Annotated in this window: 19 protein-coding genes; 13 read left to right on the top strand and 6 right to left on the bottom strand. The window is 40.2% G+C overall.

Features of this window, described 5'->3' with window-relative positions; translation table 11 throughout:
* The 9 genes from KJS36_RS03755 to KJS36_RS03715 all read left to right on the top strand — a co-directional run bounded on the left by KJS36_RS03755 (window position 1) and on the right by KJS36_RS03715 (window position 6402).
* The gene (locus KJS36_RS03755) at window positions 1–450 is read left to right on the top strand and encodes a hypothetical protein (RefSeq protein ID WP_213534469.1); all 450 of its coding nucleotides are present in this window, start codon (window positions 1–3) and stop codon (window positions 448–450) included.
* Entirely contained in the window at window positions 450–1523 is a 1074-nt protein-coding gene (gene prfA, locus KJS36_RS03750; RefSeq protein WP_213534467.1) for a peptide chain release factor 1, read from the top strand. The genes KJS36_RS03755 and prfA overlap by 1 nt, the downstream gene beginning before the upstream one ends.
* Before the next feature lie 102 nt (window positions 1524–1625).
* Window positions 1626–2438 (top strand): peptide chain release factor N(5)-glutamine methyltransferase, encoded by an 813-nt coding sequence (gene prmC / locus KJS36_RS03745; protein ID WP_213534465.1) that lies wholly within the window; start codon window positions 1626–1628, stop codon window positions 2436–2438.
* Window positions 2435–2815 carry a hypothetical protein gene (locus KJS36_RS03740; RefSeq protein ID WP_213534463.1) on the top strand — a complete coding sequence of 127 codons (381 nt, stop codon included), beginning with the start codon at window positions 2435–2437 and terminating at the stop codon, window positions 2813–2815. Before prmC ends, KJS36_RS03740 begins: the two co-directional genes overlap by 4 nt.
* Entirely contained in the window at window positions 2793–3200 is a 408-nt protein-coding gene (locus tag KJS36_RS03735) for a GNAT family N-acetyltransferase (protein ID WP_213534462.1), read from the top strand. Before KJS36_RS03740 ends, KJS36_RS03735 begins: the two co-directional genes overlap by 23 nt.
* A gap of 7 nt (window positions 3201–3207) precedes the next feature.
* On the top strand, window positions 3208–3567 hold the full coding sequence (locus KJS36_RS03730) for a hypothetical protein (protein WP_213534461.1): 360 nt from the start codon (window positions 3208–3210) through the stop codon (window positions 3565–3567).
* Window positions 3551–4162 carry an L-threonylcarbamoyladenylate synthase gene (locus KJS36_RS03725; protein WP_213534460.1) on the top strand — a complete coding sequence of 204 codons (612 nt, stop codon included), beginning with the start codon at window positions 3551–3553 and terminating at the stop codon, window positions 4160–4162. The genes KJS36_RS03730 and KJS36_RS03725 overlap by 17 nt, the downstream gene beginning before the upstream one ends.
* A gap of 175 nt (window positions 4163–4337) precedes the next feature.
* The gene (gene glyA / locus KJS36_RS03720; protein WP_213534459.1) at window positions 4338–5591 is read left to right on the top strand and encodes a serine hydroxymethyltransferase; all 1254 of its coding nucleotides are present in this window, start codon (window positions 4338–4340) and stop codon (window positions 5589–5591) included.
* 208 nt (window positions 5592–5799) lie between these two features.
* Window positions 5800–6402, top strand: coding sequence for a lysozyme family protein (locus KJS36_RS03715; protein ID WP_213534458.1), 603 nt, complete (start codon window positions 5800–5802; stop codon window positions 6400–6402).
* A 34-nt stretch (window positions 6403–6436) separates the two neighbouring features.
* On the opposite strand, the gene KJS36_RS03710 is transcribed toward KJS36_RS03715, so the two are convergent.
* On the bottom strand, window positions 6437–6727 hold the full coding sequence (locus KJS36_RS03710) for an acylphosphatase (protein WP_213534457.1): 291 nt from the start codon (window positions 6725–6727) through the stop codon (window positions 6437–6439).
* A 272-nt stretch (window positions 6728–6999) separates the two neighbouring features.
* On the opposite strand from KJS36_RS03710, the gene KJS36_RS03705 reads away from it, so the two are divergent.
* A complete protein-coding gene (locus tag KJS36_RS03705; protein WP_213534455.1) occupies window positions 7000–7740 on the top strand; it encodes a TrmH family RNA methyltransferase in 741 nt (246 codons plus the stop codon).
* Window positions 7741–8020: 280 nt separating this feature from the next.
* On the opposite strand, the gene KJS36_RS03700 is transcribed toward KJS36_RS03705, so the two are convergent.
* Genes KJS36_RS03700 through KJS36_RS03690 form a run of 3 tightly spaced genes read right to left on the bottom strand, consistent with a single transcriptional unit; the run spans window position 8021 to window position 9037 of the window.
* A complete protein-coding gene (locus KJS36_RS03700; RefSeq protein ID WP_213534453.1) occupies window positions 8021–8422 on the bottom strand; it encodes a hypothetical protein in 402 nt (133 codons plus the stop codon).
* On the bottom strand, window positions 8403–8810 hold the full coding sequence (locus KJS36_RS03695) for a cupin domain-containing protein (protein ID WP_213534451.1): 408 nt from the start codon (window positions 8808–8810) through the stop codon (window positions 8403–8405). The genes KJS36_RS03700 and KJS36_RS03695 overlap by 20 nt, the downstream gene beginning before the upstream one ends.
* Entirely contained in the window at window positions 8810–9037 is a 228-nt protein-coding gene (locus KJS36_RS03690; RefSeq protein ID WP_213534449.1) for a hypothetical protein, read from the bottom strand. Before KJS36_RS03690 ends, KJS36_RS03695 begins: the two co-directional genes overlap by 1 nt.
* 73 nt (window positions 9038–9110) lie before the next feature.
* Here KJS36_RS03690 and KJS36_RS03685 point away from each other — a divergent pair, with 73 nt between their 5' ends.
* Both KJS36_RS03685 and KJS36_RS03680 read left to right on the top strand, forming a co-directional pair.
* Complete coding sequence (locus KJS36_RS03685) at window positions 9111–9458, top strand: MerR family transcriptional regulator (RefSeq protein WP_213534447.1); 348 nt, start codon at window positions 9111–9113, stop codon at window positions 9456–9458.
* An 11-nt stretch (window positions 9459–9469) separates the two neighbouring features.
* Window positions 9470–9814 carry an inorganic diphosphatase gene (locus tag KJS36_RS03680; protein WP_213534445.1) on the top strand — a complete coding sequence of 115 codons (345 nt, stop codon included), beginning with the start codon at window positions 9470–9472 and terminating at the stop codon, window positions 9812–9814.
* A 177-nt stretch (window positions 9815–9991) separates the two neighbouring features.
* Here KJS36_RS03680 and KJS36_RS03675 read toward each other — a convergent pair whose 3' ends face one another.
* The gene (locus KJS36_RS03675; protein ID WP_213534443.1) at window positions 9992–10438 is read right to left on the bottom strand and encodes a flavodoxin; all 447 of its coding nucleotides are present in this window, start codon (window positions 10436–10438) and stop codon (window positions 9992–9994) included.
* Between the two features lie 75 nt (window positions 10439–10513).
* Complete coding sequence (locus KJS36_RS03670) at window positions 10514–12064, bottom strand: MDR family MFS transporter (RefSeq protein WP_213534441.1); 1551 nt, start codon at window positions 12062–12064, stop codon at window positions 10514–10516.
* Window positions 12065–12256: 192 nt separating this feature from the next.
* On the opposite strand from KJS36_RS03670, the gene KJS36_RS03665 reads away from it, so the two are divergent.
* Window positions 12257–12847, top strand: coding sequence for a TetR/AcrR family transcriptional regulator (locus KJS36_RS03665; RefSeq protein WP_244842611.1), 591 nt, complete (start codon window positions 12257–12259; stop codon window positions 12845–12847).
* The last annotated feature ends 42 nt before the right edge of the window (window positions 12848–12889 follow it).

Genomic DNA, 12889 nt, shown 5'->3' with positions numbered 1-12889 from the left:
GTGTTTTATCATTTTAAAGGTGTGCTGGAATTAGAGGATTATTTGGTGCTGATGAAGCGTTCTTTGCGCATGACACAAATTGTTGTGTCGGTTATTTTGCTGGCTTTTGCTATTTTGAATGGTTTCTTGCAGAAAAATTTGATTTTTTCTGTGATTTTTGGTGTTTTATTGATTATTGCTGGGAATTTTTATATTCAATGGGCGACTTTGGGGAAATTTAAGAAGAATTTTCAAGCTGTTGTGGTGGATGATTTTATAACAAAAGAGGGGCTGAATGCACAAGTGGCACTGAAGCGAGTGCAAGTGCTGCCAGAGAGTGTCTATCTTTTTGCTGGGCGAAATCAGGTCATGATTTTTAAGAAAAATATGTTGGAAAATCAGGGACAATGGGAAGATTTTGTTAAAATGGTGAGTGATTTGGCAGTTGAGAAGAAAAAAGGGAGAAAATAATGTTTGAACAGTTAGAATCTATGATTGGACGCTATGAGGAATTGGGCGAATTGTTGTCTGACCCTGAGGTGGTTTCAAATACGAAACGTTTTATGGAGTTGTCGCGTGAAGAGGCGAATTTGCGAGATACGGTGGCGGCTTATCTGGAATATAAAAAGGTACTGGCAACGATTGAGGAGAGTGAGGAAATTCTCGGCGAGGCGGGGCTTGATGATGAGATGAAAGAACTTGCTAAGGAAGAATTAGCAACTGCGAAGTCTGAAAAAGAAGAACTTGAGGAAAAAATCAAGATTTTACTTTTGCCGAAAGACCCGAATGATGGGAAAAATATCGTGCTGGAGGTGCGTGGCGCTGCTGGTGGCGATGAAGCGGCACTTTTTGCGGCGGATTTGCTAAATATGTATCAGCATTATGCGGAAAGTCAGGGATGGAAATTTGAAATCATGGAGGCAAATCAGACGTCTATCGGTGGTTTCAAGGAAGTTTCTGTTTTGATTTCGGGAAGTTCGGTTTATTCTAAGTTGAAGTATGAAAGTGGAGCGCATCGTGTGCAACGTGTGCCTGTGACGGAAACGCAAGGGCGCGTGCATACCTCAACAGCGACGGTGCTTGTTATGCCTGAAGTGGAAGAATTTGATTATCGGATTGACCCGAATGAAATTCGCACGGATATTTATCATGCGTCAGGTGCTGGCGGACAAAATGTCAATAAGGTTGCGACTGCGGTGCGGATGGTGCATTTGCCAACGGGAATTAAGGTGGAAATGCAAGAAGAGCGGACGCAGCAGAAAAATCGGGATAAGGCGATTAAGCTGCTCAATACGAAAGTGTTTGATTATTATCAGCAGATTGAGCTGGATAAGCAAAATACGGCGCGTAAGTCAACGGTGGGAACTGGAGACCGTTCTGAGCGGATTCGGACTTATAATTTTCCACAAAATCGTGTGACAGACCATCGGATTGGTTTGACGGTTCAAAAGTTGGACCGAATTATTGCTGGGGATTTGGATGAGATTGTCAATGCGTTGATTATTTATGACCAAACGCAGAAATTGGCGGAGCTGGGAGAATGAGTGAGAGGGAAGCTGGGATAATCAAGCCTAGTGACTGGTCTAATCCTGATGAGTTGCTAAATAAAGTTGAATAATTAAATTTTTGAGAAAGGAGGATTAGAAATGCTGTGGATTGAGGCTGTCAAAGATTTATCGGCTGATTTAGAGGAGCCTTTCGAGCTGGAATTTGTTTATCGTGGGCTGACAAACTTGTCAAAATTGGCTTGGCTGAATTTGATGCGCGAGGAGATTTCGGAGAAGGAGATTATTTTTTTGACAGAACTGTCAAAACGTTTGGCAGCTCATGAACCGCCACAATACATTGTTGGTTGGGCAGAATTTTGCGGTTTGCGTTTTAAGGTGGATGAGCGTGTGCTGATTCCGCGTCCTGAGACGGAGGAATTGGTACAACTGATTTTGACGGAAAATTCGATGGGGCATTTGCGTGTGCTGGATATTGGAACGGGTTCAGGTGCGATTGCTGTGAGTCTCGCAAAGGCGCATCCTGACTGGGAAATTACGGCAACGGATATTTCTGATGGTGCACTTGAATTGGCGCAAGAAAATGCTGTCAAAAATGGTGTGAACCTTGATTTTGTAAAATCAGATGTGCTGGATAATATTGACGAAAAATTTGATATTATTGTTTCCAATCCTCCTTATATTGCACGTGCTGACGAAAATGAAGTTGACCGTTCTGTCAAAAAATTTGAACCTGACAATGCTCTTTTTGCTGAACATGATGGCTTGGCAATTTATGAAAAAATTGCGCATCAGGCGCCAGCACATTTGACAGAAAGTGGTAAGCTATATTGTGAGATTGGCTATAAGCAAGGAAAAGCTGTCAAAAAACTTTTTGAGGAAAATTTTTCTGACAGAACTGTCAAAATTCACAAAGATATTTTTGACAAGGACAGAATGGTAAGCCTGACATGAAAGAAAAAGTTTTTACCTTATTGACGGTGATTTATGCGCTTGTCAGTAGCTATGCACAGCTTTGGCTAGGCTGGGAACAGTTTATTTATCTTAGTTACATTGACCAAGGGGTAAGGAGAACCCAGACTTTACGCTATACTCATACTCTGAGTATTGTTGCTTTGATGATGGTAGCTGGGCTTATTTTAGCACTATTAGCGTTTATTTTTACCTATAAGAAAAAAGGCTTTAAGCTTGGAATGTTGTTTTATCTTATCGGTTTTGCGATTGCTATCATCACAGTCTTGCCAAATTTTGGTCTGGCATTACTTTTTTGGCTAATTGGCGGTATTTTGTTTATAAAGGAGCATAAGCTTGAAAATTCAACAAATAACTGAAAATAAAGCCGCTTTTATGACGCTCCTTACGTTGGCGGATGATGAGAAATTTATCGCTGATTATCTTGAAAAGGGTGACATGTGGACGCTTGATGAGCTTGCCGTAGCGATTGTGACGGACGAGGGCGATTTTTTTGAATTACAAAATCTCGCCGTGTTAGCAAGTGCGCAAGGGCAAGGTTACGGCAGTCAAATGCTTGAATTTTTAAGCGAAAAATATCCGAAACTTCACGTACGCACAGATGAATACACTGCGGTATTCTATGAAAAATCAGGATTTACAGCTTACAAAACTGTCAAAAATTATTTTCCAGAAAAATACGGTCATCAAGTTTTTGACAGAGGATACGAAATCAAAGATAATATTTATCTAAGAAAGGAATGAGAATAAAATGACAGTCGAAGCAGATTTGCGAACACAAGGAAAAAAGGTACAACAAAATTTTGCACTAGCCAGTCGTATGATGAATGAAAATGAGCTTCAAATGGCAACTGATGAATTACAATTTGCCAGAACAGAACTTTTGCGTTACAAAGAAAATCTTGACCAGTTTGATGGTGCAAAAATCGGTTTAACAGGTTTGATTTTTCGCCATCCTTATCATGTGCCAGAGGAATTTAAGCAGATTGTTGTAGCTATGGAAGCAAAATATCATCAACTTGATAAGAAATTGGCAAAAATCACAGAAAAACAAAATAATCTTGAAAATCGCGCACAAGCAAGGGAGAAAAAAAGTGGAAAAGAAAACTGAGGAAGCTATCAAAGCTTTGAAATCAGGTGAACTCGCCATTCTCCCAACAGAAACGGTTTATGGACTTTTTGCCGATGCGATGAATCAAAAAGCGGTTGAAAAGCTTTATGCTGTCAAAGGCAGACCGACAGATAAAGCTCTGAATCTCAATGTTTCAAGCTATGAAACGATTTTAAAATTTAGCAAAAATCAGCCAGATTATCTTGAGAAACTCGTGAAAAATTTTTTGCCTGGACCTTTAACAATTATCCTTGAAGCAGCAGAAAATGTGCCTGCTTGGGTGCATATTGGCAAAAAAACGATTGGTTTTCGGATGCCGTCCATCGCGGTGACACAAGAGGTTATTCGCGCGTTGGGTGTACTTGTAGGGCCGTCTGCAAATCTGACGGGAGCAGCAAGTCCACGCTTTTTCAGTGATTTGACGACAGAAATTCTTGAAAATGCAGCTGTTTCACTCAAAGATGACAGTATTTATGGACTTGATACGACAATTCTTGACCTTACGAGGAAACAAGCGAAAATCCTGCGTCAGGGAGCAATCACGGCAGAAGAATTAGGCGCAAAAGTGCCTGAACTTGGTGCTATTGAGCAATAAAAAGATATATTCAAGGTCAATTTTCGTGCGAAAGCAGAAAGTTCGGCAAAGAATATATCTTTTTTTATAAGAAAAATATTCAATAAAATTGTTATAATTTTGCTATAATAAATTATGAAAGTGCTATTTTTTTATAGAAAAATGTGGAATTTCTTGCACTAATAAAGGAGATTAGATGATTTTTGACAAAAAAGATTTTGAAAAAGTTGATTCAGAACTGTGGCAAGCTATTCATGCTGAAGAAGAGCGCCAAGAGCAGACGATTGAACTGATTGCTTCTGAAAATATTGTGTCTCCAGCGGTTCTCGCGGCGCAAGGTTCTGTTTTGACTAATAAATACGCAGAAGGTTATCCGGGGAAACGTTATTATGGTGGAACTGAGTGCGTTGATATTGTGGAAAATCTTGCGATTGAGCGCGCAAAGCAACTTTTTGGGGCAAAATTTGCTAATGTTCAGCCACATTCAGGTTCGCAGGCAAATGCAGCAGCTTATCTGGCACTGATTGAGCCGGGAGATACAGTGCTTGGAATGGATTTGAATGCCGGCGGGCATTTGACACATGGTGCAACTGTGAATTTTTCAGGAAAAACATATCATTTTGTGTCTTATGGTGTAAATCCTGATACAGAAAGATTAGATTATGATGAGATTTTGCGTTTGGCAAAGGAAAATCAGCCTAAGTTGATTGTAGCTGGTGCTTCGGCATATTCGCGAGTGATTGATTTTGAAAAATTCCGTGACATTGCGGATAGTGTGGGTGCAAAATTGATGGTGGATATGGCGCATATTGCGGGACTTGTTGCGACTGGTTTGCACCCAAGTCCCGTACCTTTTGCGGATATTACAACGACAACAACGCACAAAACCTTGCGTGGACCGCGCGGAGGGATGATTTTGACCAATGATGAAAATCTGGCGAAAAAAATAAATTCTGCAATTTTCCCCGGCATTCAAGGTGGACCATTGGAACACGTGATTGCTGGGAAAGCAGTCGCATTTAAAGAAGCACTTGCACCTGAATTTAAAGATTATATGACGCAGGTTTTGAAAAATACAGTGGCGATGGCTGATGAGTTTGCTCAAGTTGATAGTTTGAAGTTGATTGCTGGCGGAACAGATAATCATTTACTTAATCTGAAAGTGCTTGATTTAGGGATAAATGGGAAAGAAGCGCAAGATTTGCTGGATAGCGTACATATCACCTTGAATAAGGAAGCCATTCCTGGGGAAACTTTGTCTCCTTTTAAAACTTCTGGCGTGCGGATTGGGGCGGCGGCGATTACATCTCGTGGAATGAAAGAAAAAGAGAGTCGTCAGATTGCGCAGTGGATTGTCAAAGCTTTGAAAAATAAAGATAATCAAGAAGTACTTGATGAAGTGCGTCAAAATGTGTTGGCACTCACTCGACAATTTCCGCTTTATAAATAAGAATAAAATAAGAAGAATTTAATTTGCAAAACTGGAAAGTTTGTACTAAAATTAAAAGTAAGAAGTGGTCATGAATTTTGCAAATTTTGCACTACTTTTATAAAAATTGAATAAAATTTTAAACGAAGAATTTTAAAAAAACGACAGTAAAAAAAATCCGAAATGTATAAGTTAATGAAACTGTCAAAAAAGAATCTAGGTAAGTGATATGTTAAAAAAATTCGTAAGTTTATTGATACTGGTGCTTGTGGCGCTAGGTGCTTTTTACGTCTATCGAACACATGAAAATGTGAAACGCGTTTTGAGCTATGAACCAGCAGTAAAAAAGAGTTTACAAGAACAGGGCTTGGGCAATGATACACGGCTCGCGTTGGCAATTATATATACAGAAACAAAGGGTAAAGATGTTGATGTCATGCAATCAAGCGAGAGTTTGAATGGCAAGGCAAATGATATTGGCAATGAGTCAGAGAGCATCACACAAGGTGTGTCCAATTTGGCAAAAGTTTTAGAATATGCGTCAGAAAAAAAAGTAGATGTCTGGACAGGAGTGCAGGCTTATAATTATGGAAAATCCTATGTAGATTATGTCGTGGCTCACGGTGGAAAAAATACACTGGCGCTGTCGAAAAAATATTCTCGTATGGTCGTTGCGCCAAGTTTGGGAAATACGACGGGCGAAACTTATTATCATCTGACTGTTGACTCTCTGATGTACAATCAGGGGAAACTTTATGTCAACGGAGGCAACATTTTTTATGCCAAAGAAGTGCAGTATCATATGTATTTGATGGATTTGTTTGATTGGTAAGAAAAAACTTTTTGACAGTTTTGTCAAAAAGTTTTTAGTGTGTGTCATAAGTGATGTTGAAGTCGGTAAAGTCTGGAAATGCTGCGGGCAAGCTGTCCAGATAGTCAACTTTGGCAAATGGACTGCGTTTTGGACCTTGACGAACGCTGGCGAGAAAAGCAGTCATTTCGGCGGAATTTTCGGATTGCGCCCAGATACCGACTGTGCCATCATCGTTGTTCCAAACACGTCCGAAAATGCTGTGTTCACGAGCGACACTAATCACGAAATAACGAAATCCAACACCTTGCACACGTCCGCTAACGATAATTTTTAATTTTTGCATTTTTTTCTCCTTTGCTAAACTATGAGAATTTCATTAGTATGTTATAAGTATCACTGTCCGTACGGCGCTATCTGCGCTACGCTACAAATGTCCGTTTGCTTAGGTGCTGTGAAGCACCAAGAGCAAAAGGCAAAGCACCAACGCTCAGACGAAAGCTACCATGGTGGACTTCCTAGATACCTCATTAGTATTTGCTAAATCGAGTGATTGTCGCTTTAGCAAATATGTTATAATAATTATAACAAAAACAGCATCCGAAAGGGAAATTTTTCATGGAAATTATTAGTTCGCGCGAAAATAAAAAAGTTAAAGAGGCACGAAAATTGCTGACAAAAAAATATCGGCAACAGTCTTATCTGATTGAGGGATTTCATCTTTTTGACGAAGCTGTCAAAACGGGTGCACGGCTGATTTCGGTGTTTGTCAGTGCCGATAAAGTTGATAGAGTTTCTGACAATTTACAAGACGCGGAGTTGATTGTTGTGACAGATGATGTGCTTAAAAGTTTGTCTGATGCGGAAACGCCGCAGGGCATTATCGCAGAAGTTGCGAAATCATCTGATACAGCAGATTTTGCAGGAGATAAGTTTCTTGTTTTGGAAAATGTACAAGATCCTGGAAATGTTGGCACAATGGTGCGAACAGCTGATGCTGCGGGATTTTCGGCGGTTTTTGTTGTCGGTGACACCGCCGACATTTACAGTCCGAAAGTCGTGCGCAGTATGCAGGGCAGCCATTTTCATCTGCCAGTGATTAAAATTGCTGAGCGAGAACTTTTTGACAGCTTGAAAACAGCGAGCATTCCTATCTTGACGACGACCTTGTCAACAAAATCAGTCTCTTACAAGTCTGTCAAAAATCCCAGATTTGCGCTCGTCATGGGCAATGAGGGAAATGGCGTCAGTGAATTAGCGCTGGAGCAGGCGGACACGCTCGTTCATATCGAAATGCCCGGACAAGCCGAATCTCTCAACGTCGCGGTGGCAGCTGGAATTTTGATGTTTTCATTGTGAAATCAGTGTACATGGAATTTCTGTAAGTTCGTCTTTTTCGACTTCTCCGTTTCTACGAAACTACGTTGTCCGTTTTGTCTATCCGCTAAAGCGAATGACAAAAAGGCAACGTCGCGGTGGCAGCGGAAATTTTGATGTTTTCATTGTGAAATCGTAGTACATTGAATTTCTGTAAGTTCAATTTTTTCGACTTCTCCGGCTTTCAGCCTATAATAATTTTTGACAGTTCTGTCAAAAAAATAAATAAAGCTGTCAAAATTATTGACAGGTTTATTCTCATTTAACGACGTCTGACAGGTATAAAATCAAGCTTCCCGGTATCCAAATAAGTGTCATGAAGCCATTTTTCAGTCGTGCGACCGTTGCTCCATTCAATCTCGCGTTCAAAAATAATTGCGTTTTTTTCTTTACCAAAAATGACCCACGCGTAAGCGCCACTTGACGGCATGAAACATTTGTATTTCGTACCAGCGACTGTTATTTTCTTACCATTCAACTCAATATTTTCGCCATTTCGAGTATAACGCAAGCGAATGACCGCCGCACCATTTTGGAAAATCTCATCTTGAACCTCAGCCAATTCAAAATCAGCAGGAACAAGTAGCGCAGCCAGCGCTGTCCATGTGCTAAATCTGTCAAAATCAGCATGATAAAGCTTTCCCTCAGTCAATTTTCTTGTCATTTTTTGCCTCCATAATTGCATTTTTGAAATTATCGTCACTGACAGAACTGTCAAAAGTGACCAGCGCTTCATTTGCACTCTTGTAAGTCACGAGCAAACAGCAATTTTCCTCAGAAATAGCGCCGTGCCAGTGCCGAACATTTGGGCTGACGACAATCACATCGCCAGCACCTAGCAACTTTGCTGGTTCATTTTCTGCCTGATAAATCATCTCACCTTGCGTGACCAAAATCGTCTGACCACAAGGATTACTGTGCCAATTCGTCCGTGAATCAACAGGAAAAGTCAGCTCTTCAACCATTGCAACTGCATTTTCATCCAAAACGGACATATAAAATGCTGTACCAGAGAAAGCTGTATGCGCAACTTTTTCACCTTTTTTAAACATTATTTTCCTCCAAATTTTCTAAAAATCTGATTGACAAAAGCTGGAATCACGCGAGATAACACGAACAGGAGCAGATAAACAATTCCCCAAGAACGCAACCACAAAAGCCAAGGAAAGACGGCGAAACCGAGCTTGACGATATCCAAGTTGATAAAAAACAGTGAAAACGAGATAATCGCTGTCGTGATGACAAAACTAATCTGCGTCCGTAAAAATAAATGTGACATGACACCTCCTTTGTGCTATAATCAAGTATAAACTTTAAAGTAAACTTGAAGGCAAGCAAAAAGATTGGAAGTCATGTATAAAATATCAGAAATCGCCAGAAAAACAGGCTTGAGCACCGCCACTATCCGCTACTATGAGCAGATGGGACTTTTAGAAAGCAAGCCAAAAGCCAACCACTACCGAGAATTTGACGACACAGATATTGATTGGCTGAAATTTATTGACAATATGAAAAAAACAGGCATGAAACTCGCCGATATCAGACATTTTTCTGACCTCAAACAAAAAGGCGAAGAAACGCGCAAAGAACGTCTCAAACTCCTTGCCAGACAAGAAACGGAACTCATCCAAAAAAGAAAAGAAATTGAGCAAAGTTTACGTTTTTTGGAGACGACAAAAGAAATCACGCAAAGCTGTTAAAAGGAAAAAATATGGGAAAACTCACCATTAACTTCACCGCAACCATCGATCGCCCGATAGGCACGGTGCATCACGGCACGACTTATCCGATCAATTACGGCTACATTCCGGACATCATCGCGGGCGACGGCGAGGAGCAGGACGTTTATATCCTCTCAAATCTCCCTGAAAATCAAGTTCCGCTGAGCAAATTCACAGGCAAGCTCATTGCGATTATTCGCCGCAAAGACGACAACGAAGACAAATGGGTACTGACCACAGCAGATGAAAATTTCACCAAAGAAGAAATTATCCGCCAAACTCATTTCATGGAACAGTATTTTGACAGCAAAGTCGAACTTTTTGACGAAAAATAATTTTTGACAGACTTGTCAAAAAAATTTCTCTTAAATTTATCCAAATAATTTTTGACAGGGTACAAACTGACAGCGTTGCTATCAGTTCATTCTGTCCAAGAAGGCTGGTCCCTACGGCAGAACTGTCAAAAATAAAAAAACTTGTCCACAGACAAGTTTTTTTCATTATCATAAAAATTAAAGGTCAAAATGAGCAGACAAAGCTTCAGCGAAAGCTTCCAAATGTGCTTCATCTTCATCCTCAGGAGCCAAATCAACGCGAACCAGCTCAGCACCTTTTGTCGCACCCGTTTTTTCAAACTGAGCTTCAAACATATCCACACAAATACAGAAATCATCATAGAAAGTATCGCCAGAACCAAAGCAACCGTAAGTCTTGCCAGATAAGTCAATATCCGCCAAATCCTCGTAAAAATCAACGATTTCATCAGGCAATTCGCCGTCGCCATAAGTGTAAGTTCCGACGATACAAAGATCAGCATCCGCAAAATCCTCCGCATCAACAGACGAACATTCGTCCAAATCCACATCCCAGCCCAATTCTTCGAGCTTGTCAGCTACGATATCGGCACATGCCTCGGTATTTCCAGTCATACTTGCATATACAATTTTTGCTAAAGCCATTATTTTATTCCCTTTTCGATATTTATTTCTATATTAAATTATATCAAGATTTTCCAAAAAGGTAAATTACAAAGCTTATTTTGCTTTTTTACTTGACAAAAACAGCGCAGGAATAGCGATAATCACAAGAACAACGCAACTCACCAAGAAAGCCGTTTGATAGCCATTTAACTGTGCGCCGACTAACAAATGATGACCATAGCTTGCGGCATTCGTCTTGATATTGGCAATCGCAGAAGCAGTTGGTGCCGTATGAGTAGCTGCTGCATGAGCTTTCAGTACGGCCGTTGCGTGTGTCACGTGTGCAGAAACTTTCGTCGTCAGATTTTGTGAAAGAATAACCGCAGTCACAACCGCAGAAACGACGGCAGAACCAAAACTTGAACCCACATTTTGGACAATTCGTTGTCCCACAGAAGCGCTAGGAATATCTTTTTTATCCAAACCGATAAAAATATCAGTCATCATTGGCATTTGAAGTCCGCCCACACCAATTCCGCGGACAAAGAGTACGGCAGCCAGCCAAATCAAATTTGTATTTGTTTGAACAAAGATGAAAGGAACAGTTCCAAGCAATGAAATCACAAGACTCACCAAGACAACGGGACGCGCGCCAATTCGGTCAATCAGTTTTCCAATAATTGGACGTGCAATCAGCATTCCCAAACCTTGCGGAATAAGCATTAGTCCGGCTTCAACCGCCGTAAATCCCTTTGTATTTTGAAAGAAAAGTGGCAATAAAAGCATCGGACCATTTGAAGCAATCCCAGCAAGGAAAATTCCCACATTTGCTGCAGTGAAATTTTTTGACTTGAAGAAACGCAGTGGCAGCACCGTATTATCATGACGCAAGTGATTGTAAATCCCATAAATCACAAAGAGGAGAAGCCCAAGACCAACGAATGTCACCATTTGAGCGTTGAAAAAATGTTTCGCATTTTCAGAACCCTTCATCATTCCATAAATCAGCCCAATCGAACCACCGGCAAGGAGAATTGTCCCGAACCAGTCAAGCTTTGATTGAGGAGTAAAAGGCTTGAAAGAATCAAGATAAAAATGATTAAGAAAAACGGCAATGATACAAACAGGAATATTCACATAAAAAATCCAGTGCCAGTTTGCTCCAGAAACAATCGCACCACCAAGCACAGGGCCAATGATAGGACCAAGAATAATCGGTGTAGAAACAACAGCCATCAACTGTCCCAGTTTATCGCGCGGCGTGATTTGCATGAGAAGTGTTGTCATGAGCAGCGTGATAAAACCTGCCGAAAATCCTTGTATTGCCCGAAAAGCAATGAAACTCTCAATATTCCAAGCAAGACCAGATAGAAAACTGAAAATTCCAAAAGCAGCAATCGCCCATTGCAAGACTTTTTTTCCGTCAATATGATTGACCAGATAACCGCAAATCGGCACAGCCACCGCAAGAGCAAGTACATAACCTGTAATCGCCCACTGAATCATGTTGAGCGACGTATGCAAATCTGTTTGCAATTTGTTAATCGCAATATTGACCATTGTCGAGTCGAGCATTGGCGCAATCGCACCAATCACAAGTACCCAAGCATTGCGCGTCAACTCTTTTGGAAGTTTTTCCTTTGGCGCTTTTTCTTTTTTAGCCATTTTTTTCTTCTTTCATTCATAAAATCATTTTAGATACGTTTTGTATCTTAAGTACAAAAACTATTATAAACTTCAAAAAACATTTTGTCAAGAATAAAATACGTTTTGTATCTAAAATGTTTTTAGTAAATCCATTTAAAGTATGATATAATGATAAATAAGAGACAAAATGTTTTTGTACAGGAGAAAAAAATGGCACAAAGAAGACGTGGAGACGAACTAAAAAATGCAATTTATGATGCAACAGTTGAGCTACTTGAAAAAGAAGGTTATGAAGCCGTCACTTTTCAAAATGTTGCGCGAAAAGCACATACAACGCGCAGTGTTCTTTATCGCTATTGGAAGAATACGTTTGAGTTGACCTTTGAAGCCGCGCGTCATAAAGTAGTTCAAAGCGAAAAATGGAATGGCGCCGTTATAGACCAAAGCTTTAATACAGGAAGTTTGCGAGAGGATTTGTTGACGACGTTGCGTTATATGAGCGGACATTTCACACTTTATCCCAAAAATTTCCTCCCTTATATCTTTTTTGAACAATCTCAAGGAAAAGATGTTCTTGATGATGCTATTCTCAATATCACAACAAATAATCTGATTATTATGGAACGTATCCTCGCGCACGCTGAAGAACGTGGCGAAGCGAGAAGTGATATTGGACAAAGTGCAAAACTTTTACCTTTTCAAATGATGCGTTATTTTATCATGCTTGGCGGACAAAATATCACAGACGAACATATCGTAAATTTTGTAGATGAAGTTCTCATTCCCGCCTATCGAAAATGAACAAATTCAAGTATAAATGCAATTCAGAGCGATTTTGTGGTA

Origin of the sequence: Lactococcus nasutitermitis, assembly GCF_018403765.1 — a bacterium.
GTDB lineage: Bacteria > Bacillota > Bacilli > Lactobacillales > Streptococcaceae > Lactococcus > Lactococcus nasutitermitis.
The sequence above is the reverse complement of the archived record's forward strand: the minus strand, read 5'-3'. Positions and strand labels throughout refer to the sequence as shown.

Excerpts from the sequence above, each read along its gene's own strand:
- KJS36_RS03730 (WP_213534461.1), top strand. The coding sequence starts at position 3,208 with ATGACAGTCGAAGCAGATTTGCGAACACAAGGAAAAAAGGTACAACAA.
- KJS36_RS03740 (WP_213534463.1), top strand. The coding sequence starts at position 2,435 with ATGAAAGAAAAAGTTTTTACCTTATTGACGGTGATTTATGCGCTTGTC.
- KJS36_RS03680 (WP_213534445.1), top strand. The coding sequence starts at position 9,470 with ATGGGAAAACTCACCATTAACTTCACCGCAACCATCGATCGCCCGATA.
- KJS36_RS03700 (WP_213534453.1), bottom strand. The coding sequence starts at position 8,422 with ATGACAAGAAAATTGACTGAGGGAAAGCTTTATCATGCTGATTTTGAC.
- KJS36_RS03705 (WP_213534455.1), top strand. The coding sequence starts at position 7,000 with ATGGAAATTATTAGTTCGCGCGAAAATAAAAAAGTTAAAGAGGCACGA.
- KJS36_RS03665 (WP_244842611.1), top strand. The coding sequence starts at position 12,257 with ATGGCACAAAGAAGACGTGGAGACGAACTAAAAAATGCAATTTATGAT.
- KJS36_RS03670 (WP_213534441.1), bottom strand. The coding sequence starts at position 12,064 with ATGGCTAAAAAAGAAAAAGCGCCAAAGGAAAAACTTCCAAAAGAGTTG.
- KJS36_RS03710 (WP_213534457.1), bottom strand. The coding sequence starts at position 6,727 with ATGCAAAAATTAAAAATTATCGTTAGCGGACGTGTGCAAGGTGTTGGA.
- KJS36_RS03675 (WP_213534443.1), bottom strand. The coding sequence starts at position 10,438 with ATGGCTTTAGCAAAAATTGTATATGCAAGTATGACTGGAAATACCGAG.
- glyA (WP_213534459.1), top strand. The coding sequence starts at position 4,338 with ATGATTTTTGACAAAAAAGATTTTGAAAAAGTTGATTCAGAACTGTGG.
- prfA (WP_213534467.1), top strand. The coding sequence starts at position 450 with ATGTTTGAACAGTTAGAATCTATGATTGGACGCTATGAGGAATTGGGC.
- KJS36_RS03695 (WP_213534451.1), bottom strand. The coding sequence starts at position 8,810 with ATGTTTAAAAAAGGTGAAAAAGTTGCGCATACAGCTTTCTCTGGTACA.
- KJS36_RS03685 (WP_213534447.1), top strand. The coding sequence starts at position 9,111 with ATGTATAAAATATCAGAAATCGCCAGAAAAACAGGCTTGAGCACCGCC.
- KJS36_RS03690 (WP_213534449.1), bottom strand. The coding sequence starts at position 9,037 with ATGTCACATTTATTTTTACGGACGCAGATTAGTTTTGTCATCACGACA.
- prmC (WP_213534465.1), top strand. The coding sequence starts at position 1,626 with ATGCTGTGGATTGAGGCTGTCAAAGATTTATCGGCTGATTTAGAGGAG.
- KJS36_RS03715 (WP_213534458.1), top strand. The coding sequence starts at position 5,800 with ATGTTAAAAAAATTCGTAAGTTTATTGATACTGGTGCTTGTGGCGCTA.